Source organism: Psychrobacter nivimaris (assembly GCF_043419765.1).
In the GTDB taxonomy this organism is placed as follows: Bacteria; Pseudomonadota; Gammaproteobacteria; order Pseudomonadales; family Moraxellaceae; genus Psychrobacter.
In genome coordinates, this window is sequence record NZ_JBHOFX010000003.1 from 445919 (window position 1) to 468354 (window position 22436).

20 protein-coding genes and 1 riboswitch are annotated in these 22436 nt (G+C 42.4%); of the genes, 5 read left to right on the top strand and 15 right to left on the bottom strand.

Annotation, left to right across the window (positions count from 1 at the left end; translation table 11 throughout):
- Window positions 1-55 precede the first annotated feature (55 nt).
- On the bottom strand, window positions 56-442 hold the full coding sequence (gene sdhD / locus ACHEVO_RS08605) for a succinate dehydrogenase, hydrophobic membrane anchor protein (protein ID WP_394124739.1): 387 nt from the start codon (window positions 440-442) through the stop codon (window positions 56-58).
- 20 nt (window positions 443-462) lie between these two features.
- On the bottom strand, window positions 463-849 hold the full coding sequence (gene sdhC, locus ACHEVO_RS08610; protein ID WP_082624524.1) for a succinate dehydrogenase, cytochrome b556 subunit: 387 nt from the start codon (window positions 847-849) through the stop codon (window positions 463-465).
- Between the two features lie 1017 nt (window positions 850-1866).
- Here sdhC and gltA point away from each other — a divergent pair.
- Window positions 1867-3147, top strand: a complete 1281-nt coding sequence (gltA, locus tag ACHEVO_RS08615; protein WP_057757851.1) for a citrate synthase — start codon at window positions 1867-1869, stop codon at window positions 3145-3147.
- Window positions 3148-3279: 132 nt separating this feature from the next.
- Here gltA and ACHEVO_RS08620 read toward each other — a convergent pair whose 3' ends face one another.
- Together ACHEVO_RS08620 and ACHEVO_RS08625 are read right to left on the bottom strand one after the other, a co-directional pair.
- Window positions 3280-4212 carry a hypothetical protein gene (locus ACHEVO_RS08620; protein ID WP_394124627.1) on the bottom strand — a complete coding sequence of 311 codons (933 nt, stop codon included), beginning with the start codon at window positions 4210-4212 and terminating at the stop codon, window positions 3280-3282.
- 218 nt (window positions 4213-4430) lie between these two features.
- The gene (locus ACHEVO_RS08625; RefSeq protein WP_394124628.1) at window positions 4431-4964 is read right to left on the bottom strand and encodes a type IV secretion protein Rhs; all 534 of its coding nucleotides are present in this window, start codon (window positions 4962-4964) and stop codon (window positions 4431-4433) included.
- A gap of 457 nt (window positions 4965-5421) precedes the next feature.
- Here ACHEVO_RS08625 and ACHEVO_RS08630 point away from each other — a divergent pair, with 457 nt between their 5' ends.
- On the top strand, window positions 5422-6711 hold the full coding sequence (locus tag ACHEVO_RS08630; RefSeq protein WP_394124629.1) for a replication-associated recombination protein A: 1290 nt from the start codon (window positions 5422-5424) through the stop codon (window positions 6709-6711).
- A gap of 346 nt (window positions 6712-7057) precedes the next feature.
- The gene (gene ribBA, locus ACHEVO_RS08635) at window positions 7058-8170 is read left to right on the top strand and encodes a bifunctional 3,4-dihydroxy-2-butanone-4-phosphate synthase/GTP cyclohydrolase II (protein ID WP_394124630.1); all 1113 of its coding nucleotides are present in this window, start codon (window positions 7058-7060) and stop codon (window positions 8168-8170) included.
- A gap of 148 nt (window positions 8171-8318) precedes the next feature.
- Here the strand turns inward: ribBA and ACHEVO_RS08640 are convergent, their stop codons facing one another.
- The 6 genes from ACHEVO_RS08640 to ACHEVO_RS08665 form a co-directional block, all read right to left on the bottom strand.
- The gene (locus ACHEVO_RS08640; protein WP_394124631.1) at window positions 8319-8810 is read right to left on the bottom strand and encodes an acyl-CoA thioesterase; all 492 of its coding nucleotides are present in this window, start codon (window positions 8808-8810) and stop codon (window positions 8319-8321) included.
- Window positions 8811-8862: 52 nt separating this feature from the next.
- Entirely contained in the window at window positions 8863-9897 is a 1035-nt protein-coding gene (locus ACHEVO_RS08645; RefSeq protein WP_394124632.1) for a hypothetical protein, read from the bottom strand.
- Between the two features lie 60 nt (window positions 9898-9957).
- A complete protein-coding gene (locus tag ACHEVO_RS08650) occupies window positions 9958-10947 on the bottom strand; it encodes a uroporphyrinogen-III synthase (RefSeq protein ID WP_296209004.1) in 990 nt (329 codons plus the stop codon).
- Window positions 10948-11057: 110 nt separating this feature from the next.
- Window positions 11058-12092 (bottom strand): hydroxymethylbilane synthase, encoded by a 1035-nt coding sequence (gene hemC / locus ACHEVO_RS08655; protein WP_394124633.1) that lies wholly within the window; start codon window positions 12090-12092, stop codon window positions 11058-11060.
- A 228-nt stretch (window positions 12093-12320) separates the two neighbouring features.
- On the bottom strand, window positions 12321-13058 hold the full coding sequence (locus ACHEVO_RS08660) for a LytR/AlgR family response regulator transcription factor (protein ID WP_394124634.1): 738 nt from the start codon (window positions 13056-13058) through the stop codon (window positions 12321-12323).
- A gap of 329 nt (window positions 13059-13387) precedes the next feature.
- Window positions 13388-14422 carry a histidine kinase gene (locus ACHEVO_RS08665; protein WP_394124635.1) on the bottom strand — a complete coding sequence of 345 codons (1035 nt, stop codon included), beginning with the start codon at window positions 14420-14422 and terminating at the stop codon, window positions 13388-13390.
- A gap of 230 nt (window positions 14423-14652) precedes the next feature.
- Here ACHEVO_RS08665 and argH point away from each other — a divergent pair, with 230 nt between their 5' ends.
- Both argH and ACHEVO_RS08675 read left to right on the top strand, forming a co-directional pair.
- On the top strand, window positions 14653-16026 hold the full coding sequence (argH, locus tag ACHEVO_RS08670; RefSeq protein ID WP_394124740.1) for an argininosuccinate lyase: 1374 nt from the start codon (window positions 14653-14655) through the stop codon (window positions 16024-16026).
- A 317-nt stretch (window positions 16027-16343) separates the two neighbouring features.
- Window positions 16344-16634 (top strand): oxidative damage protection protein, encoded by a 291-nt coding sequence (locus ACHEVO_RS08675; RefSeq protein ID WP_057757820.1) that lies wholly within the window; start codon window positions 16344-16346, stop codon window positions 16632-16634.
- A gap of 97 nt (window positions 16635-16731) precedes the next feature.
- Here ACHEVO_RS08675 and phoU read toward each other — a convergent pair whose 3' ends face one another.
- The 5 genes from phoU to pstS form a co-directional block, all read right to left on the bottom strand.
- On the bottom strand, window positions 16732-17514 hold the full coding sequence (phoU, locus tag ACHEVO_RS08680; protein ID WP_102078266.1) for a phosphate signaling complex protein PhoU: 783 nt from the start codon (window positions 17512-17514) through the stop codon (window positions 16732-16734).
- 119 nt (window positions 17515-17633) lie between these two features.
- Window positions 17634-18470 carry a phosphate ABC transporter ATP-binding protein PstB gene (pstB, locus tag ACHEVO_RS08685; RefSeq protein ID WP_394124741.1) on the bottom strand — a complete coding sequence of 279 codons (837 nt, stop codon included), beginning with the start codon at window positions 18468-18470 and terminating at the stop codon, window positions 17634-17636.
- 172 nt (window positions 18471-18642) lie between these two features.
- Window positions 18643-19551, bottom strand: a complete 909-nt coding sequence (gene pstA, locus ACHEVO_RS08690; protein ID WP_394124636.1) for a phosphate ABC transporter permease PstA — start codon at window positions 19549-19551, stop codon at window positions 18643-18645.
- Between the two features lie 61 nt (window positions 19552-19612).
- Entirely contained in the window at window positions 19613-20566 is a 954-nt protein-coding gene (gene pstC, locus ACHEVO_RS08695) for a phosphate ABC transporter permease subunit PstC (RefSeq protein WP_101204645.1), read from the bottom strand.
- A 209-nt stretch (window positions 20567-20775) separates the two neighbouring features.
- Complete coding sequence (gene pstS, locus ACHEVO_RS08700; RefSeq protein WP_101211185.1) at window positions 20776-21942, bottom strand: phosphate ABC transporter substrate-binding protein PstS; 1167 nt, start codon at window positions 21940-21942, stop codon at window positions 20776-20778.
- 293 nt (window positions 21943-22235) lie between these two features.
- Window positions 22236-22380: riboswitch (TPP riboswitch) on the top strand.
- Window positions 22381-22436 lie beyond the last annotated feature (56 nt).

Sequence of the window (22436 nt, forward strand, 5' to 3'; positions counted from 1 at the left end):
AGCAGTTGGATGCATCCGTCGTTATATATAGATATCAGAGCTTTTTATGAGATGGTTAAACGGCAGCGATACCGAAACCGTTACCCCAAAAAATCATGATGCCCCAAAATAGAAATACTAAAATAGCGATAATCATCAATGACTGTAGTACTAAACGTAAACCTGCTGCGCTTGAGCCCAGTTTGCCTGTTGTAATATAGTCAGTAAATACTGTCCACATCCCAACCCAAGCATGACCGGCTAGTGCAAGTACTGCAACCAAGCTGAATAGACGCATCGGTAGGCTGGTCATAAATGATGACCATTCAACGAAAGTGACATCGCCACGGGTCAAAAAGAAGCCCAGCAAAACCACACTATAAACGGCTAAAACAACAGCACTAATACGCTGAATAATCCAATCACGTGAGCCTGAACCTGTCAGACCAGTAGCACTTTTGATTCCTGAATCATTTTTTATCATTAGAACATCACCCATACAAATGACGCGACAACTAAAATCGCTGCAATCACAAAACTGACCATAGAGGCAGTGCGGCCAGATTTTAGCTCTTCGTTCATGCCCATATCAGCAAATAAATGTTTGATACCCATTACAAAATGATATGCAATGGCGGCAACAAATATCCATGCCAAAAAGCGCACAAGTACATTGTCAAATACGGTCGCAAAACTCTCAGGCGATGCCAATGAGTTCTGTAGTATCCATAACATGACAGGAATCAATAAAAATAAAATAATGCCAGAGATACGATGCAAGATAGAGGCGATCGCGATCGGTGAGCGATTAACGCTAATCACTTGGCTTAAAGGCAGATCAATAGGTCGGTTGCTTTTCACAGCGGGCATCCTTTTGCGGTTATACTCCTGTATCTGCTATCAACGCCTGACATAAATAGTGCCAATTGAGCATTGAGCAACACACGAGACGAATAAAGTAAGGAAGAGCTAGCTGACTTCGTTTAGTTTGCGCTAAATATGAAGAAAGGATCATGTATATAAAGGTATTGATAGACTGTTCAATGTCGCTTGTCGAATCGACAGGCCTATCAAACAACCTATCTATTATACAACAAAGAAAATAAACATGAGTAACATCGACTAACCAGTCTATTTTAGAGGTCGTATGAATAGTAAGACAACGTTACTATGTCTTCTATATCAGAGCAGACCTTATATTAGGCACTTGAAATCTTGTGCTAAACAAATAAAAAAGATTGGTTAAGAAGAAAGTTCAAACCATAGAATGCTGTTTGGTCTATCGTAACACCAGACAATCGTAAATAAGCATGAATAGAAGACGCTCTGAACGACACTATAACATGGTCATTTATTAATTCGCGCAAAGCTAGTGCCAGTTAATTCCTACAATTATAAAATGCCTGAGCAATAATTACAAATTTATCCATTCAGTAAGAATATATACATATTTAATCAATAAATGAATGGATAAGAGTGATACTGGTTTTAACAGTGATTATTATGACAAACTTTAATCCGCTTACTAGGCATAGTCTGCCAGTTTTTGGTGTCATTATTTATGAGTTTTGTCTCTAAGATATATTTAGAAACCCAAAATATTGGCTCGATAATGCTGCTATAAACTTTCTCAAAAACAGAGGAATTTTAAGCAAAATAACCTGACAGACATATTTTGATACAAAAATTACAGCGAATAACTACCGCCACACCGCGCCAATTGGACACATGGTCCATAAAAGTTTTTTCAAATCATCAAGAATTGCTGCTAATATACCCTGCGTACTAAATGAGTTGAATGCACTTTTACCGTTCAACCGACAATGACGCGAGGGTATGCGTCTGTAGTAATTTATTCTAACAAGTCAAACCAATGGAGAGCAATTTATGGCTGATACTAATGCCAAACTAACCGTGAATGGTGAAGAATACGAACTTCCTATTATTAAAGGTACTTTAGGGCGCCCAGTTATCGATATTGCTGCTTTACAAGAATCAGGATTTTGGTCTTATGACCCTGGTTTTAAAGTAACTGCTCCTGTTGAATCAAAGATTACTTATATTGATGGTGGCAAAGGCGAGTTATTACACCGCGGCTACCCTATCGACGAGCTAGCGAACAATGCTGAATACCTAGAAGTTGCTTATGCACTTTTACATGGTGACCTACCTACTGCTGAGCAAAAAGCAGAATTTTTTGAAAAAATCCGCGAGCATACTCCTGTTCATGATCAATTGCGTAAGTTCTTTGAAGGCTTCCGCCGTGACGCGCATCCAATGGCTATCATGGTTGGTGTTGTTGGTGCTTTATCAGCGTTCTATCATGAAGACCTAGACGTGAGCAATGAAGAACATCGCGAAATCACAGCTATTCGCTTGATTGCTAAGATGCCTACGCTTGCTGCGATGAGTTATAAATACTCACAAGGCGAACCGTTCATGTATCCGCGTAACGACTTTAATTACGCAGAAAACTTCTTATACATGATGTTTGCAACGCCTGCTGACGTAGACTACGAGAAAAACGACGTTATCACTCGCGCAATGGACAAAATCTTTACCTTGCACGCTGACCATGAGCAAAACGCTTCTACGTCAACGGTACGTTTAGCTGGTTCTACTGGCGCAAACCCTTATGCGTGTATCGCTGCTGGTATCGCAGCCCTATGGGGACCATCACATGGCGGCGCGAACGAAGCTGTTCTTGAGATGTTAGACGAAATCGGTACTGTTGAGAACGTGCCTGAATTCATGGAAAAAGTGAAGAGCCGTGAAGTGAAGCTAATGGGCTTTGGTCACCGTGTTTACAAAAACTTCGATCCACGCGCTCAAGTAATGAAAGAGACTTGTGATGAAGTACTAGAAGCACTTGGTATCAACGATCCTAAGCTTGAATTGGCAATGGCACTAGAGAAAATTGCGCTAGAAGACCCGTTCTTCATCGAGCGTAACCTATATCCAAACGTTGATTTCTACTCTGGTATCATCTTGAAAGCCATTGGTATCCCAACGTCAATGTTTACCGTAATCTTTGCATTGGCTCGTACTTCAGGTTGGATCAGCCATTGGTTAGAAATGCACAGTGCACCGTTCAAAATCGGTCGTCCACGTCAGTTATACACTGGTGAAACGCGCCGTGATTTTGTAAAAGTTGAAGATCGCAAGTAAGCAAAAATAATCGTTATCCAATAAAAAATCCCGCCATCGTACGGGATTTTTTATTGTCTTAACTCTCGTTATTTGATATTGATTGTTTTATGAGAAATGACTAACTAAATCAATTCATAAAGATATAGTCAGTTACTGAAACTCTTTTAACGTTTGCTCATATTTGGCAATCTGCTCATCGTATCCTTCAATAGTTTCATTAAATTTAGCCATTAAAGCTTCGAACTCTTGTTGCTGCTTCTGTTTCATTTGCTGCATATCAACCACTTGCTGAGCTTCTATTTGTTCCCATACCTGATGCTGAATAATCAAACGGGCAAGCGCCGGACTTTTTGCACTTACTCTGCCAGCAATCTCTGCATGCTCAAATAACTGAGGAACCAAGGTCGCCATATTGATTAATGTATCAGAATCCTCTGCGCTCAGCGGTGTTGTCACTGGTTGATATAAGGCATTCATGGTTTGCTGATAGCGTTCTATAATTTGGTCCTCGGTCAACATAACAGGTTTACGCGGCTCAAGACTGATACGTTTTAAAACCGTTAAGTCACGCTCACCAACTTCAGTGCTAGTATTGACATCAACCTCTGCATCTACATTTGGATTGCTGTTTATCGGGGCGATATCGATATTCGATGACACCACTTCTTCAGAACTGGTAGCGGTAGTATTTGCGTTAGGAGCGGTATTATCGGTCGGTACTTCGTTATTACTATCTGTATTTTCACTATTATTAGTATTCAGTAATAAAAGCTCCTCACTGTCTGATGCATCTGCCGCTTGCAATGACTCATATTCTGCTTGCAATCGTCTCTGTAAACTCTGCGCCTGTGCAACATATATCGGCTGAAATTGTTTTATACGCGCAGCAGCTGAGTCACTTTTTGGCATAGGCTGACTGTCTTCTACGCTTGTTTTTTCACTGGTTTGACTGTCATCAGCTACAGGTGATGTGTCAGACTGCTGACAGCCTGTCAAAAACAATACTCCTGACAGTGCGGCTACAAGCAAGGTCGGTGGATAACGAGTATCAACATTAGGCTTTACTGACAAAAATTTAAACATGAGAGTGCATATCCTTTGGTAAAGCAAAATTATTAAAGGGTAAGTTACAATTACGGTTCATTATTCTTTGATTTTTAGCGATACAATTAACTGTTAAATCGTCCAATATAGTCATCCAGTATTTATCCGACTGACCCGTATATCAATTACTATATAGCTCAATCGTTCTATAGCTCGGTTATGCTTATCACAGTCAAGCTTACTGTTATTTTTAAAAACTAAATAACTGATAGATCATCAGTATTTTCTGCCTTAACAATAGGCTGCTCTGTCAAAAATGGAATACAAGCTTCCCACTCTTGGCAATTCTGACCACGCTGACGACGGACAAAATAGTCTTGTACCATGCGTGCCTGCTGTTCAATACCATACTTAAAGAACGATTTACCTGTTTCTAACACGTAGTCATATTTTCGGTTGATGATTGCTCCGCGTACAACCTTTAAGCCTTGCTGTAGCTGCCATACGTGCGTTAGCTCATGTATAAGCCAGCTTTGTTTGCTCAGTGGAGCTTCGCTAAAATCCGTAATCCAATCAACTGAATTAAAGTAAATATTGCCATTAGGGCTGACGGCATAATGTTTTAGTACCCACCACGCTGTCTTTAACTGCACTTCATCAAGTTTGATGCTGTCACCAAATACTGAATACGCCAACGCTATCTCGCCAGCTGTCAGATAACGTGATTGCTGCTTGCCTGTATCACTACGCAAGTAGCGATTGAATAAGCGTTTAAGAGTCAGTTCAGACATCGTTAATGCAATACCTTATATTTGATAAGCCATTTTTAGTTTTTAATAGTTAATAGTTAATAGTTAATAGTCGCAATTAGCCAACTTTTCCCATCGATACGGTAGAACTGTTAATAGTAGAGCCGTTAATATAGATGAATGATGAAAACTAAAGTACTCGGGACACAAGCTATACGCTTAGTTAGCTTTCATTAACATATTTTTGCGCTAACCTAGCACGTATGACTTATAACAAGTACCATCCTTATAAACTAGCCTACTTCTACTGCTGATGTCTAATACTCATTACTATTATAAAATTGCTGCGAAAATCATGCCAAACGTATATGAGTGTTGAAACCTCATTAAAATGATAAAGGTAGCCTAGTATGCTGTTATTTGGATTTAACTATGGAGGCTTTGCCGTTACTACCTTTGCAGCTAGTAGATAGTTTTTTATTTTCCGATCGAGAGTCTTATGCCACCTAACTTCCACGCCGATACCCCACTTGCTCAGCGTATGCGCCCTACTTCTCTTACCGAAATCATTGGTCAAGAGCACTTGCTAGCAGCTGGTGCGCCGTTACGACGTTTAGTAGATCAAGGGCATCTGCCATCTATTATCCTGCACGGTGAAGCAGGTATTGGCAAAACAACCATTGCAATGTTGTTAGCCGATGCCGTTAGTCGACCTTTTCATGCGCTTTCTGCTTTAAATACTGGTGTCAAACAATTACGTGAAGTCTTAGATAATAAAGATTCATTGGTATTTGAATCACCTGTGGTCTTCATTGATGAGATTCATCGCTTTAATAAAGCACAGCAAGATGCACTTTTGGGCGCAGTAGAGTCTGGTGATATTACTTTGATTGGTGCTACCACTGAAAACCCATCATTTAGTGTCAATAACGCTCTACTATCACGTTGCCAAGTATATCGTTTAGAGCCGTTAACACCTGAGCAGATAAGTGCCGTGCTGCAACGAGCCCTTTCGGAAGACAATATACTCAAAAGGTTGACCGTCGATTTACAAGCAAAAGATACCATTAGTCAGCTGGCTCACGGTGATGCTCGAAAAGCGCTAAACTTATTAGAGTTAGCCATTCAGACCGCTGATGCCAAGCAGTCGCCAGTGATTGTTGATGATGAATTGGTCAGCCGAGTGGCACAGACTGCTTTGGTAAGATATGACAAAGATGGTGAGCAGCATTACGATATTATCTCAGCGATGATAAAGTCAGTCCGTGGCTCAGATCCGGATGCGGCATTGTATTGGATGGCACGTATGCTGGTAGGCGGTGAGCCTGCAGATTTTATTGCGCGGCGCTTGGTGATTTTGGCCAGTGAAGATATCGGTAATGCCAATCCTAACGCCCTACTCCTAGCTGATGCAGCATTGCGTAGTGTGCAATCTATTGGTATGCCAGAAGCGCGCATTATTTTAGGGCAAGTTGTGGTGTATCTAGCGACCAGTGCCAAAAGCAATAGCACTTATAAAGCGATCAATGCTGCGATGGCGTTGGCTGAAAAAGATGCCTCACCTGTACCGCTACATTTGCGCAATGGCGTGACCAAACTGATGCGTAGTCAAGGCTACGGTCAAGGTTATGCTTACCCGCATGATTATCCCAACCATTACTATCCACAAAGCTACTTACCAGATAATTTGGTTGGTACCAGTTTCTACGAGTTTGCAGATAATCAGCGTGAGCAGCACAGTAAGCAATTTATGGACTGGCTAAAAAGCCAAGCTGCGAGCAATGATTAACTGCGATATAGATTAATAAAAAAGATGGCGCCTAGATTTATGAGTCAGTTTTAATGCTCATTGATAATATTTATGACTATTTTTGACATACTGAACGATATAGTGGGAAGATGGCGCAGCACGTGACGCTGAAAAGCGTTAAAATAACCTCATAATGATATATACAAGCAATTAAGCGAGTCACTTTTATATCAAATTATATTGCTTATAGCGCGACTTACTTGACCGTAGTAGCGCTTTGCTTGACCGTAACAGCGCTTTGTATTATCTACTGCTACAATAAGCAGATAGAGCCTTATATTCTAAATGACACCTATTTATAAATAATAAAATATTGAGATTTACTATGAGTTTAAATGCAATCCCTGAGATTATCGAAGACATTCGTGCTGGAAAAATGGTCATCTTGATGGATGATGAAGACCGCGAAAACGAAGGTGACATCATCATGGCAGCGACGCATGTCCGCCCTGAAGATATTAACTTTATGATTACTCACGCGCGTGGCTTGGTTTGTTTGACCTTATCACAAGCACGTTGCCAGCAATTAGCACTGCCACTGATGTCAGATCGTAACGAAGCGAAGTTTAGCACCAACTTTACTGTATCTATTGAAGCGGCTGAAGGCGTCACCACCGGTATTTCTGCTAGTGATCGTGCACGTACTATTCAGGCGGCGGTATCTTCGTCAGCAAAGCCTGAAGACATCGTTCAGCCTGGACATATTTTTCCAATTATGGCACAAAACGGCGGTGTTCTTCACCGTGCAGGCCATACAGAAGCAGGTTGTGATTTAGCACGTTTAGCGGGTCTAGAGCCTGCAGCGGTGATTGTAGAGATTATCAATGCAGATGGTACGATGGCGCGCCGTGACGACCTTGAAATATTTGCAAAAGAGCATGACATCAAGATAGGCACCATTGCTGACCTTATCAATTATCGTATCGCTAATGAGCAGACGGTAGAAGAGATTGAGTCACATCCATTTGAAACTGAACATGGTACTTTTACGCTACATCGCTTCCGTGAGTTTGGCGCTGAAGAAACACATTTAGCCTTGGTAAAAGGTAATGTCAGCGAAGGCGTCAGCACTGTACGTGTACACGGTTTCCACCCATTACGTGATTTGTTTGCGGCTAAAAACGATATGACTGGCCGTAGTGGCTGGAGCGTACAGTCAGCACTAGAAGAAATCAGTGCTTCAGATCGCGGTGTGTTGGTATGGATTGGTAGCAATCAGCCAGTTGATTTGGGTGATGCGCTGGACAAAGCCGCAGACAACGAGTCTCAATCAACCATTACGCAACAGCCATATCGTAGTATCGGTGTTGGTGCACAGATATTACGTCATTTAGGTGTCCGTGATATGCGCTTATTGTCATCGCCAATGAAGTTTTTTGCATTGTCAGGTTTTGATCTAAACGTGGTTGATTTTGTTCATGCACCGCAGCAAGACTAATATCTGTTTGCACCATTGAGTGAAAAATCAATGATAAAAAAGGCACGCTAGCGTAATATTAGCGTGCCTTTTTTGTTTTTAACTATCGACTTTCAACACACAAGGGTTTCTCTAAAAAACCTGATAATCACTTCATATAGAAATCAGCTTAACACTCAGGCGTATGACCAAATTTTGCTTCCAGTGCTAGTAGTCGCTGACGCTCCTCTGTTGTCCATGGCAATTTACCTTTCCCATCACTATCAAGACGTACGACGACTGCCTCTGCCGTAGCAACGATTGTTTCTTGCGCGGTACTATAGTAACTATACTCCATCGCCATGCTGGTATTGCCTAAACGCTTGCAGCGGACGCCTAATAATAAAGTGTCTGGATAGGTGACTGGGCGTAAATACTGGCAGCTCGATTGTGCCAAGACCGTGACCATACTGCCATCAAACATACCTAGCGCATGCAAATAACTAATGCGTGCTGACTCAGCGTAACGATAGTAAACCACATTGTTCAAATGATTGAAGGCATCCATCTCACCCCACTGTATAGGCTGATGATGAATAACAGGATAATGAGCTAATAACTCAGGGCGGTGTTCGTTTGCTGCATCAGATATATATGTTGAGCTTTCATTAAAATGGGTCATTGCTTACCTTACGTTTTGTATTTTCTGTATTAACTATTGTGACTAGCTTCCGTTAGCGTTGCGGCTTATCCAAAATTTCTGTCGTCAATAATGGCGTTGGTTTGGGTGCATGAGCAATCAACTGATTTAGCCATACAATTACTTCTGGTATGTCACTCGGTGCTTTCATTGTCTCAAGATTACTTTGACCATCGATTGGTTTTTTATCAGCTTGTACAATGCCAATCGCGCCAGCTTGTGCTGAATTTTTATTATCGCTAGTTGAAGCCTTAGGCACCAACGTTTTTAACTGTTTACGTGCTTGAGTCAAATAGCTGACAAGTTGATCTTGCTTACGCATATTGCTTGCTTGGCTTGCTAGATTCAACGTCATGATGACTTCATGGATAGTGAGCTGACGACGCGTTAAATTTGTATCACTAGCCGCTGAATTATCAGCAGCATTGATTGCTTTAGGCTGCTGTTTATTTTCAATAGCTGCATCTACCAGCTCTCGACGCTGTAGATCCGTACCTTCGTAGCTACCAAGACGCTCATGACTGTGCAAAAATTCCTGAATATTTTGAATCGCAAGATTTTGTATTTGCCATGGGCTTGGCTGTGAGCTTTGTGCCTGCAGACGCTCAATATCTTTGAGCAAACTTTGCTTGATAACGATAGTGAGCGCAGGCGCAATCTCATTACTGCTCTGCGACAACTGCCAATGTAGACCTCGCAATAACTCAATCGCCGCACTGTCATTACTATCCGCCAACAGTCTATCAGCAGCTTTGATTTGGATACGCAACAGGTCCAACTGATTCTGAGCTTGGCTACTGGCCTTTACCCTAGGCTCCGGTAGCGTCTGCTGACTCATGGCAAATAGACGATCATCCATTTCGTTTAATCGACTGATTACTTGCTCATTGCTCTGCAAACGATCGTTGACACTATGCTGAAAGCGCTGCTGACTAATATATAGCCACAATAATGCAGCGATCAGTAATAAGATAACCAGCCATTGCATCCGTAGCAGCAAAATATTTGCTTGCCGGCGCTGCTGAACAGTAGAAGGATCCTTAGATAAGGACTCAGAATTCATTGACATAAGGCAGTACCGTTATTGGTATAGATAAACATGTTTAAAGCAAATGAGAAATTTAAGGTATTATATTTTAGAATGAATGGCGGAGAGAATCGTATCTGGCGATAAATCCTCTACTCGCCAGTAGCTCAACTGCTGTGCTGCAACCATATTGGCAAGACGCTCACCCAACACAACGTAGGAAAAATCTTTTAACGTAAACGATAGACGTTGTGTTGTATTAGCCACTGCATCAGAATTTTGCTCTTTGTCTAACGTCTTCAGTTGCTCGTCATTGACGATATTTGACCAATGCTCAAAAGCTGCCGCACTGCTGATCACGACAATTGGCTTTGACTGCTGTGATGACGCAGTACTACGAGTAAGAAACGCTTGTTGCCACTGCTGGTACTGAGCCATTGCATCGATAGGCATTGTACGCTCGTACCAAGCAATACTATCGATATGTACACCGCGCGCCTGTAATGTATCAACCAATAATCGACGTCCACCAAGCCCGCGCCATATCAGCAATTTATCGCCTGCTTGTAAGCTATCGATTTCAGGCATTGCTAGCATGCCTTCATTATTGGCCGTCTCAGGCTGAAGTATTTGATAGTTTGTTGTATCTATACGCACCTGACTGAACTCTGCTGCCGTTGCTTCACCAACCGCAACCAGAGGACTAGGTAGTGACAAACCTTCTGACAATCTCTGCGCATAGTTGCCATTACTATCTTTCGTTTTGTATTCACACTTTTTATGGTCAAGTGACTGCCAAGCGGCTAGCCCCGAAGCCGCTGCAGTTGGACTGACGATAACAAGCGCTTTGTACTCCCCCGCCATCCACTGATGCATTAATGCAATATCTAGATCAGTTGTTAGACGTGGTTGTAGCGTCAACATTGGCATCTCAATCACTACCAATCCTGCCGCTTGCAAATGCTGCGTCAACGGTGCTGCTCGCTCTACTGGGCGAGTATTAATGACAATTTGCGGCATTACTTTTGACTTCTCATTAGAATAATTTTTATGAGAAGTTGTGTATGTAGATTGAGTTGGCATTGATGACATAGGTATACCATGACAAAAAACGAGTGAAAAAGGCTTAAGTATACAAAAATGGCTGATGCTTAGATCAGCCTATCTTACGGTTAATCAAACCTATAGCGACTGTACTTGTACTACTCAGGCTGATAGATCGCTGACAAAATAGCGCCTGCGCCATCGGCAAGTAGCATTTCTGCGACATCGATACCTAGTTGGTTGGCTTGGGCTTCTTGCTCGGCTTGTGTCCCAACCAACGTAGCTCGTTTGTCTGCCTTCAACAATTCGCTACCATCGGCTTGACCTACTCGACCGCGTAGCCACAGCACATTCCCACTATCGTTATTGCCATTATCACCATTGTTATCATTATTAACACTGGTTTCTTCAGCTGTCTGCAAAACTGCATAAGCGGCGATCGGTACTTGGCAACCGCCCTCTAGATGACGGTTCAGAGCACGCTCAGCGATAAGTCGAATACGGGCTTTATCATCATTGAGTGGTGCAAGTAATTTGAGGACTTCTTCATCGCCTTCACGGCATTCGATCGCCAAAGCGCCTTGTCCAACGGCAGGTAAGCAAGCCGCGATATCAAGCTCACCGCGTATTCTCTCGTCCAGTTCAATACGCTGCAATCCGCTGGTCGCTAAAATAATGGCATCATACTCGCCAGCATCTAACTTACCTAGACGAGTGCCGACGTTGCCGCGCAAGGTTTTGATTTGCAGGTCAGGTCGATAGGCTTTGATCTGGCATTGACGACGTAAACTTGACGTCCCAACGACCGCACCCTGTGGTAACTCGTCGATACTATTATAAGTGTTTGAGACAAAGGCATCTGTTGGTGAGGCGCGTTTGCAATAGACACCTAATGTTAGGCCTTCAGGAAGCTGCATCGGAACATCTTTTAGCGAGTGCACTGCAATATCGGCTTGTTTTTCATACAGCGCTTGTTCAAGCTCTTTTACAAACAATCCTTTGCCACCGATTTTGGCCAAAGGTGTGTCCAAAATCTTGTCACCCTTAGTAACAATTTTTAGTAAATTAATCGTCAGATTAGGATACAACGCCAATAAACGATCACGAATATGCTCGGCCTGCCATAAGGCTAAAGGACTTTGACGTGTAGCGATATTTAGAGTAGTCAAAACAGGTTGCTGCGGATTGCTCATAAAGGGCCTCAATAAGTTCGATACTAATACTATAGTGGCTATAGTCCCTATGTCAGTACCATTCATATTTATACTGAATAGTATCGATATTACTCGATAGGGTAAGTTTGCCAAAGAATAGGCGACTCAAATTATTAATAGTAGATGCTGACGCAAAAAAATACCCCTATTTAAGCATAAATAAGGGTTTGATGATATGGAATGATTGGTCGCTATCAGGACAGCCTATTACATACTTTGAATTTTATCACGTAAGGCAGGTAAGTGACGACGACTGACCGCTAGCGTCTCATTAATACCTTTAAAACGTATCTGATACTGGCCTGCGTCTAGAGTTTCTAGAAAGTCCAAATAACTAAGGTTGATAATGGCATTGCGATGTACTCGGAACAGACGATCATCAAACTCTTGCTCTAATTCTTTTAGCGTTTCATCAATCAATACCATGCCATCTTTGTGACGCACTTTGACGTATTTTTGATCTGCTGCAAAATAGTAGATATCTTTTAGCTTAATCAGTTCAACACCGCGATGTGTACGAGCAGCGATATGTTCACGTATTGGACGTGCTGTCGGATCTTCAAGCTTGCGAATTTCGTTTAGTTGAGCGGCATTTAGGTTCTTTGCTTTGTTTAAAGCTTCTAGTAGCTCATCTTTGTTTGCAGGTTTCAACAAGTAGCCAATTGCATTGGCTTTTAATGCTGCGATCGCATAATGGTCGTATGCCGTCACAAATATAATCGCTGGTGGATGCTCAAGTTTGGCAAGTTCTTGAGCACAGCGTACTCCGTCCATTTCAGGCATTCGGATATCTAATAATATAATATCTGGCTGCTGGGTTTTTACAGCGACGATAGCTTCTGCACCTGTTGTGGCCTGAGCAACTACCTCATGGCCTGACTCCTGTACAATTCTCACCAAGCGCTCACGCGCTAGGGGCTCATCATCACAAACTACGATACGCATGCAAACTCCCATCCAAGGACATACTTAATATTTTTTTCAATAGTATTACGGCTATATTAGCACTCATTATCAATCACTTAGAATATAAAATCTAAATTATTTAATAAAATTCTGACGAAAACTACCAGTTTTTATAGCGGACAATATACTCCTGCTATAGGTAGATTTTATATGGTGTAATTGTGTTTCACGGTAGTTATGATATTACTGATTCGTAATCATTATTTATCAAATACAAATTGTGATACCTATGCATGGTTATGCAATAAGTATGCCACATAGGCTTTTAAGAGTTAAAAGAATGTAGAAAGCTAATAAAGAACAGTAAGTTATAAACCGACGTCTTGTAGAGGATAGTCGATGATGGTGATAATCTGCGTACTGGCTACTGAGCTCTGGATATCAGCACTTTGTCCAAAATGGGCGCGCAAACGATCAGCTTGAATATAGAAATTCATATGTTGGCGCAAGTCATGGTTGATAATTAGTGTCTTTTTGGGAAGCGCAACATCAATCATGATTTTGACTTGGTGTTGTTCCCACGTGACTTCGATATTAATGCAGATAGTTTCTGTGGTCATCTCTACCACATTGAGGAGTATTTTCTCTAGCACGCTCTGTAGCGTCAGCGCAGTGATAACCATGTCATACATGATATCTTCTTCAGGTAGCTTCCAATTGACTTCGAGCTTGTCTGCTAAACGACTAGATTCGATTGCCAAATAATGCTCACAAAGATCAACCTCTTCTTCAAAGCTAATTTCACGTGTACCACTAAAACTAGCACGGAATAGTGCAGAGACATGCTGTAATAAGTCAGCGGCTTTAGGCGGGTTCGATTCAATCAGAGATACAAGTGTATTGATAGTATTAAAGAAAAAGTGCGGGGCCGTACGGGCTTTTATTAGATCATTTTGCGCAGTCAATTTATATTCAAAGGATAGCTTAAGTGCATTAAGCTCACGGTAGCTGCGCAAAAAATATAATAAAAATACAGTCGTAAAACCGCCAGACAACACTGTATTAAGCACGATATTTACTACAAATGTGCGACTATCATATGCTAGCCAACCGAAATTAATCATAGACAACGTTACTAACGCCATCGAAACTGCAGCAGCAAACATCAGTAACAGTACAATCCGCATACTTACGCTAAGAATACTGGCATTTTTAAATGCAGGGCGTAGGTAGTCAACTAAATACAGTGAGGGAATAACTGTTAGAGCGTTTTGAATGAAACTACGTAGAAACTGAATCATGAAATCTGACCAAGTGGCTAAGCTATGGCGCTCCATTACCGTTAGGAACAAGGACCAAAAAAAGATATATGTCAGCCACTGCCAAGGCCTCATGATTTCCATGAGTTTAGGAATAAAAAACTCTAAGCGTGTAGCTAGTAAGGCAACCTCATCATTTGCTATACTCGAGTTCTTATTCTCTTGACTTGTCTTGTACCGATATGAACGCCAATTCTTCAAAACCTAGTAATCCTGAATCAAGTAAAAGTTCATCTGACTCTGATTTTAGCACAGATGCTTCTATAACAAGTACCACAACGCAGACTGCGCCTGCTAGTAGTCAAGGCCAACAAATGTGGGGCGGACGCTTCAGTGAAGCGACAGATAGCTTCGTTGCCGCCTTTACTGCCTCTGTTGGCTTCGACCAACGCTTTGCTCGTCACGATATTCAAGGCTCGATTGCGCATGCAACGATGCTAAAAGAATGTGACATTTTAACTGCTGATGAAGTTGCCACCATTATTGACGGCTTGCAGCAAGTATTGCGCGAGATTGAAGCAGGTGAGTTTAACTGGTCGATCGCCCTTGAAGACGTGCACATGAATGTCGAGTCTCGTTTGACTGACATTATAGGTGCCGTTGGTAAAAAGCTACATACTGGACGTAGCCGTAACGATCAGGTAGCCACAGACATTCGCCTATGGTTGCGCGAAGAGACTGATAATATTATTGAGTTATTAGTACGTTTGCAAAGCGGCTTGCTTGATTTGGCTGAGCAACATACTGATACTATCATGCCAGGCTTTACTCATTTGCAAACGGCACAGCCTGTTAGCTTTGGGCATCACGTGATGGCATGGTTTGAGATGTTGTATCGCGATACTGATCGTCTTGTCGATGCACGTCGCCGTATCAATCAGATGCCACTTGGTAGCGCAGCGCTTGCTGGTACGACTTTCCCAATCGATCGTACCATCACTGCTGAATTGCTAGGTTTTGAAGGTATTTGCCAAAACTCACTCGATGCCGTTTCAGACCGTGACTTTGCGATTGAGTTTACTTCAGCAGCATCTATCCTGATGATGCATATGTCGCGTATGAGCGAAGAGATTATTCTTTGGATGTCAGCGCAGTTTAATTTTGTGCAAATACCAGATCGCTTCTGTACTGGCTCATCGATCATGCCGCAAAAGAAAAATCCTGACGTACCTGAGTTGGTACGCGGTAAAGCGGCACGTGTCTTTGGTCAGTTGATGACCTTGCTTAGCCTAATGAAGAGCCAGCCACTCGCCTACAACAAAGACAATCAAGAAGACAAGGAGCCTTTGTTTGATTGCGTTGATACGTTGACAGGTTCGCTGCTTGCGTTTGCTGATATGCTACCAAACATCACACCAAACAAAGAAAGCATGCGTGCCGCTACGATGAAAGGCTATGCGACTGCGACTGACTTGGCAGATTACTTAGTACGTCAAGGCGTGGCATTCCGTGACGCTCATGAAGTCGTTGGTAACGCTGTTGCTTTAGGCATCAAAGAGGGTGTTGATCTAAGTGACTTGTCATTGGCACAGCTACAGCAATTTAGCGATGCTATCGGTGAAGATGTCTTCGACTATCTAACGCTAGAAGGCTCATTAGCAGCTCGTGACCATTTAGGTGGCACTGCGCCAAACCAAGTCAAGCAAGCGGTGGTTAATGGCCGTGCTCGCTTAAAAGCCTTTGCTTAATCATTAATTTGCAAATAACAGCCAACTTGCTAACTTAAACTTAACACCCGCTACTTATGCGGGTGTTTTTATTTGTCCTATGACCTCTACTGGTTTGGCCAATGTCATTTTCAAAATATCACTAGTTTTAAGAACTTAAATAAAAAAATTAAACGTAGACAATATTTGTTATACATCAACTACCAGAGACTTTATAACAAATGGATAGAGGCTTGACGATATACATTAGTACCCTTTGCTAAATCTACCAAGACCGTTATCATAGACTCATATGATATTTGATTTAACCACTTAATATAACGAATAAGGAATGCCTTATGACTGAGACTTTTAACCCTCAAGCAAATACTGTGTTTTGCCGTAAATACAAGCAAGATTTACCAAAGATGCCGCATCCACCCTTCCCTAATAAAAAAGGTCAAGAGCTGCAAGAGACCGTATCTGAAAAGGCGTGGAAAGAATGGCTTGAGCATCAAACGATGCTTATTAATGAAAACCATCTAAGCATGATGGATCCTGCTGCCAAAAAGTTTTTAACAGAGCAGCGTGATAAGTTCTTAGACAACGAAGACTATGAGCGTGCACAAGGCTGGACACCAGAAAGCTAGTATTTACTGGCTTTCTACTAGCTACATTTAGTAGTTATAAAAAAACGCGCTTACTATAGCGCGTTTTTTTATAAGGTAAAAACCATAGCCTTTCTTATCAGCCTTCATCACTATCTGACGTTTCTAGCTCATTGGCTGACAATGTACTAACTTGACGAGCAGCTAAGCGATCATTGGCTTCTTGTACCGCTTTTTCGACCATGGCATAGTCTGAATGGCGTACGTCTTGTCCACTGATGTAGTTAATCACTAGCTCTGCGACATTTTGTGCATGGTCACCGATACGCTCAAGCGATCGTAATATCCACATAATATTGATGACTTTTGATACGTGGCGCGAGTCTTCCATAATATAGGTCATCAAAGCACGAATGGCTGACTGATATTCGGTATTGACCACGCTATCATTACGCATCACTTCAAACGCTTGCTCCGCATTCGATTGACTAAAAGCTTCTAGCGAGTTGTTTAGCATCAGACGAACTTGATTGCTCAGATGCTGAACTTCAGCGTAACCGTATGCTGATTTACCTTCTGCCGCAATTTTACTGGCCATTCGCGCAATTTTTACCGCTTCATCGCCGATACGTTCCAAATCGACCACACCTTTACTGATTGACATGACTAAGCGCAAATCACTGGCTGCTGGCTGGCGTTTGGCGACCAATAACAAAATGTGCTCGTCGAGTTCGACCTCCATTCGATTGATATCGAAGTCCATATCGATGACTTCTTGCGCCAGTGTTTCGTCTTTATCGATCAGAGCATGAATGGCTTTGGCCACTTGGTTGGCCGCGCTATCACCCATGTATAAAAATAAACGGATGGCTTCATCAAGATCTTGGTCAAAACTTTTGGAGATATGCTTATCACTTTGCATGAGAGGTATTCCCTAGAATCTATATTTTAATAGCGCGGTGTGCTTGTGAAGTTAGAAAGTCGGCTTATAACATGCTAATCAGCTTTGTCTGCTTGTACCGATTTCAGTCCCAATCAATGTTAGCCATAACGACCTGTAATATAGTCTTCCGTCGCGGTTTGAGTAGGTTTGGTAAATATTTGATCGGTTTCACCCATCTCAATCATGTCACCCAAATACATATAGACCGTGTAGTCAGATACGCGTGCTGCTTGCTGCATATTGTGAGTGACGATAGCGATGGTGTAGTCGTTTTTCAGATCTTCGATCAAATCCTCGATAGCACCCGTCGAGATAGGATCCAACGCTGAGGTCGGCTCATCAAGCAACAGTACTTCAGGTTTGGTCGCGACACTACGTGCGATACATAAACGCTGCTGCTGACCACCTGATAACGACAGTCCTGATGCTTTTAGCTTGTCTTTCACTTCTGGCCATAGCGCTGATTTTTTCAGTGCCCACTCTACGCGATGATCCAGCTCGTCTTTGCTTAATTTTTCATACAGTCGTACGCCAAAGGCGACATTGTCATAGATTGACATCGGGAACGGCGTTGGCTTCTGAAAAACCATACCAACTTGTGCACGCAGTAAGTTCACATCGATGTCTTTACCCAAGATGTTTTTGCCATCTAGATTGATGCTGCCTTCTGCACGCATACCTGGATATAGATCGTACATGCGGTTAAAGGTACGCAGTAGCGTAGACTTACCACAACCTGAAGGACCAATAAAAGCGGTCACTTTTTTATCCGCGATATCGATATTGATGTTTTTCAATGCCTGAAAATCATCGTAATAGAAGTTTAGATCTCGAACTTCCATTTTTGCAGCAGGCATGTTCTTAGGAATATCTTGAATCGTTTGTTTATTAAAATCAGCAGTGTTTGGTTGCTGAGCTTGGGCGCTAGTAGACATGGGTCTATTTAATAGGCTGCCTGTTGCCGTATTAAAGTTGTCAGCAGTCGTGTTTGTACGGACATTGCTTAGGACATCATTCATAATATTTCAACCTAGCTCAATTAATTTCATATAAGTTTAAGTAAATGCTTAGCGTGTAGCGTGCTACGGTCTGGTCTGCTCTCAGCCCTTATTTGGGCTGACCTCTACCACCGATAAATCTTGCCAAAATATTCAACACTAGGACAGACGCGGTGATAAGTAGTGCTGCCGCCCAAGCCAATGTATGCCAGTTGTCGTAAGGACTCATCGCAAACTGGTAAATGGTATTGGGTAAGTTAGCAAGGGGCTGACCCATGTCTGTACTGAAGTATTGATTGTTAAGTGCGGTAAATAGTAACGGGGCTGTCTCACCAGTGATTCGAGCAAAAGCCAATAACACACCTGTGGTCAGTCCCGCGCGCGCAGCTTTTACAGTAACTTGAGTGACCAACTTCCATTTAGGAGTCCCTAGCGCATAGGCTGCTTCGCGTAGACTATTAGGTACCAAGTTCAGCATGTTTTCTGTCGTACGCACGACCACCGGAATAACAATCAATGCCAATGCCAACGCGCCTGCCCAACCAGAGAAACTTTGACCTTTTACCATCAGTGCATAGATAAACAGACCGATGACAATCGATGGCGCTGACAATAGAATATCATTTAAAAAGCGAGTGACCTTGCCAAGCATACTACCTTTAGAAAACTCAGATAAGTAAATACCTGTCATAAGACCAATAGGTGCACCGATAAACAATCCTGAAAACGCCAACATGACCGAACCAACGATAGCATTACGTAAGCCGCCCGCACTCATTGGTGGCGGCGTATCAGCGGTAAAGATTGGTAGCTGTACCATGCCTTGGAAGCCTTCAACAAACAAAGTCACCAAAATCCATGACAACCAAAAGAGGCCAAAAACCATCGCTGACATGGCAAAACCTAAACCTAACTTGTTGGTCAAACGACGCTTGTTATACAGGCTTTGATTGTAGCGGGTAGCGCCGTTTGGCTTAGTAGGTAATGGTGCATTGAGCGCATTGTTACTAGCAGGCATAATATTTATTTCCCATATCTTTTATCAATATCTATCAAGGTTCAATAAATCGGTAACAGACTTATCGGTTACCTGCTTTGTGATCCATACGCATGAGCATCAGTTTTGCTAAAGACAGCACAATGAAAGTGATGACAAATAAGATTAAACCTAGATGTAGTAGAGACGCAAGATGTAGCTCACTAGACGCTTCAGCAAACTCATTGGCCAAGGCCGAGGTAATCGTCACGCCAGAAGTGAATAGGCTTGGACTGATATTAAACGCATTACCAATCAAAAAGGTAACTGCCATCGTCTCACCCAATGCACGACCAAGACCCAAAATTACGCCACCAACGACACCAGCTTTGGTGTAAGGTAAGATAATTTTGAACATGACTTCCCAAGTCGTCGCTCCCATGCCATAGGCTGACTCTTTCAGTAAATCGGGTACGACAGAGAAAACATCGCGCATGGTGGCAGCGATGAACGGTATGATCATAATGGCAAGTACTAGGGATGCGGTAAACATACCCAGTCCCATAGGCGCACCTGCAAACAGCTTACCGATAATAGGCAAAGGCCCGACGTGCTCAATAAACCATGGCTGAATGTGATCACCAAAGAATGGCGCAAATACGAATAATCCCCACATGCCATAAATGATAGATGGGATACCAGCCAACAACTCAATGGCGATGCCAAGTGGTTTTTTGAGGAACTTAGGGCACATCTCGGTTAAAAATATCGCAATACCGAAACTGACTGGAACCGCAATAACAATGGCGATAAATGACGTGACTAAGGTGCCGTAAATAGGCGCTAATGCACCGTATTCATTGGCGACTGTATCCCAGTTATTGCTGGTATAAAATCCCAAACCAAACTCTTGAATACTCGGCCATGCTCCAACAATTAGAGACACCAAAATGCCCCCTAAAGATAGGAGGACGAGTATGGCAAACGCTTTGGTAGAGTTGACAAATAAAGCGTCGTAACGTTTTTGTTTAGCCAGTTGGGACCTTAAGTCTGTCATAAGTGTCTCAGCATTGAATGGGATGAATCGAAATATTAAAAAGATGTATCTTAGGTTTTAACACAACAAACTTAAACGGTATGAGTAACTATATCTATCGAGATGTATTCATCAAATTTGCTGTGTTAAAACCTCTCAAACAACTACCGGAGAATAGTTATTCGAGAGGATAACTTGTCAGTTGCTAAATAGTATTTAGCAGAAACAAATTACTGAGCTGGCTTGTAGACAGGCTGTCCATCACTACCTTTTACTTCGTTCCACTTCTCTTTGAACAAGGCCACTGCCGTGTCAGAGAATGGTACGTAGTCTAGTTCCATGGCGCTGTCATCACCTTGGGTATAAGCCCAGTCAAAGAAGTTCAACACGCCAGCGACTTGCTGAGGATTTTCTGGTTGCTTATGTACCAAGATAAAGGTCGCAGCAGCGATAGGCCATGCTTGGTCAGTTTCAGAGTTGGTGATGACTTTATAAAAGCCTTCTTGTTGTGACCAATCGATATCACCTGCGGCAGCAAACGTCTCAGCAGATGGCTGTACGATGTTACCAGCTGCGTTTTTCAGCGCAGTATGTGACATCTTATTTTGCTTAGCGTAAGCATACTCAACATAACCGATGGAGTTTTTCATACGGTTTACGTAGCTTGAAACGCCTTCGTTACCTTTACCGCCTGCACCAGTAGCAGAAGTCGGCCATTTGACGGTTTTATCAACGCCGACGGTGTCTTTCCAGTCTGGTGAAACCTTAGCAAGATAGTCAGTGAAGTTGAAGGTCGTACCTGAACCATCTGAGCGGAATACTGTTGTGATTGCGGCATCTGGCAAGGTCAAATCTGGGTTCATCGCCTTAATTGCAGGGTCATTCCAGTTGCTAATCTTACCCAAATAGATATCAGCCAACGTTGTGCCGTCTAGCTTCAATGCACCAGGCTCAACACCGTCGATGTTGACGATTGGTACAACACCACCGATGACTGTTGGGAACTGAATCAAACCTGCTTCGTCTAACTCTTCAGGCGTCATTGGGGCATCAGAAGCACCAAAGTCTACTGTTTTTGACTGAATTTGTTTGATACCACCAGATGAACCAATCGACTGATAATTGACTTGGCCACCGGTCGCAGCATTGTAGTCATATGACCATTTCGCATAGATAGGCTGCGGGAACGACGCACCTGCACCTGTAATATTCATAGCGATATTTTCAGCAGATTTAAAATCTGACGTAGCAGAAGATGCTGTCTGAGAGGTTGTTTCAGCTGTTGTCACAGCGCTACTGCTAGTATCAGCAGTTGGCTCCGCCGTATCTGTTGACTTATTACACGCCGTAAGCATTAATGTACAACTGACGGCCACTGCTAATAACGAATAACGCATGTAGGACTCCTGAAGTTTAACAACGGTATAAAAAAGCATTGCTTGTGATATGCGTGTTATCTTGCCAAATCTTTATGACAGTTTAATGACAACTTCTAGAATCCTTCATTCGCTTTACATAATATTTGAATAATTTGTCTACAACCTAGTAATACTAAGCATCCTCATCTATCAACACTCAAAAAAATTATTCACGAAAATATTAAATAGTATGTGTGGCACAGAATATTTGTATCCAAATACTATTAGCCGTTGGTACAGAATTTTGTTAGTATGAAGGCTGATTTACAACACTGACAGACTCGGGGTGCGGTGTATTTTTGGCTCACTTTATTAAACTTACTTTATTAAAGTAGTCGCCTTGATACATTCGCTGAGAGATCACCCGCCGAACCTGATGCGGTTAGTACCGACGCAGGGAAGTCTTAAGCACTTTGTTATTTATGACAAAAGGCGCGTAGAAATACATTTTTATCGTCACTACTGTCTTAATA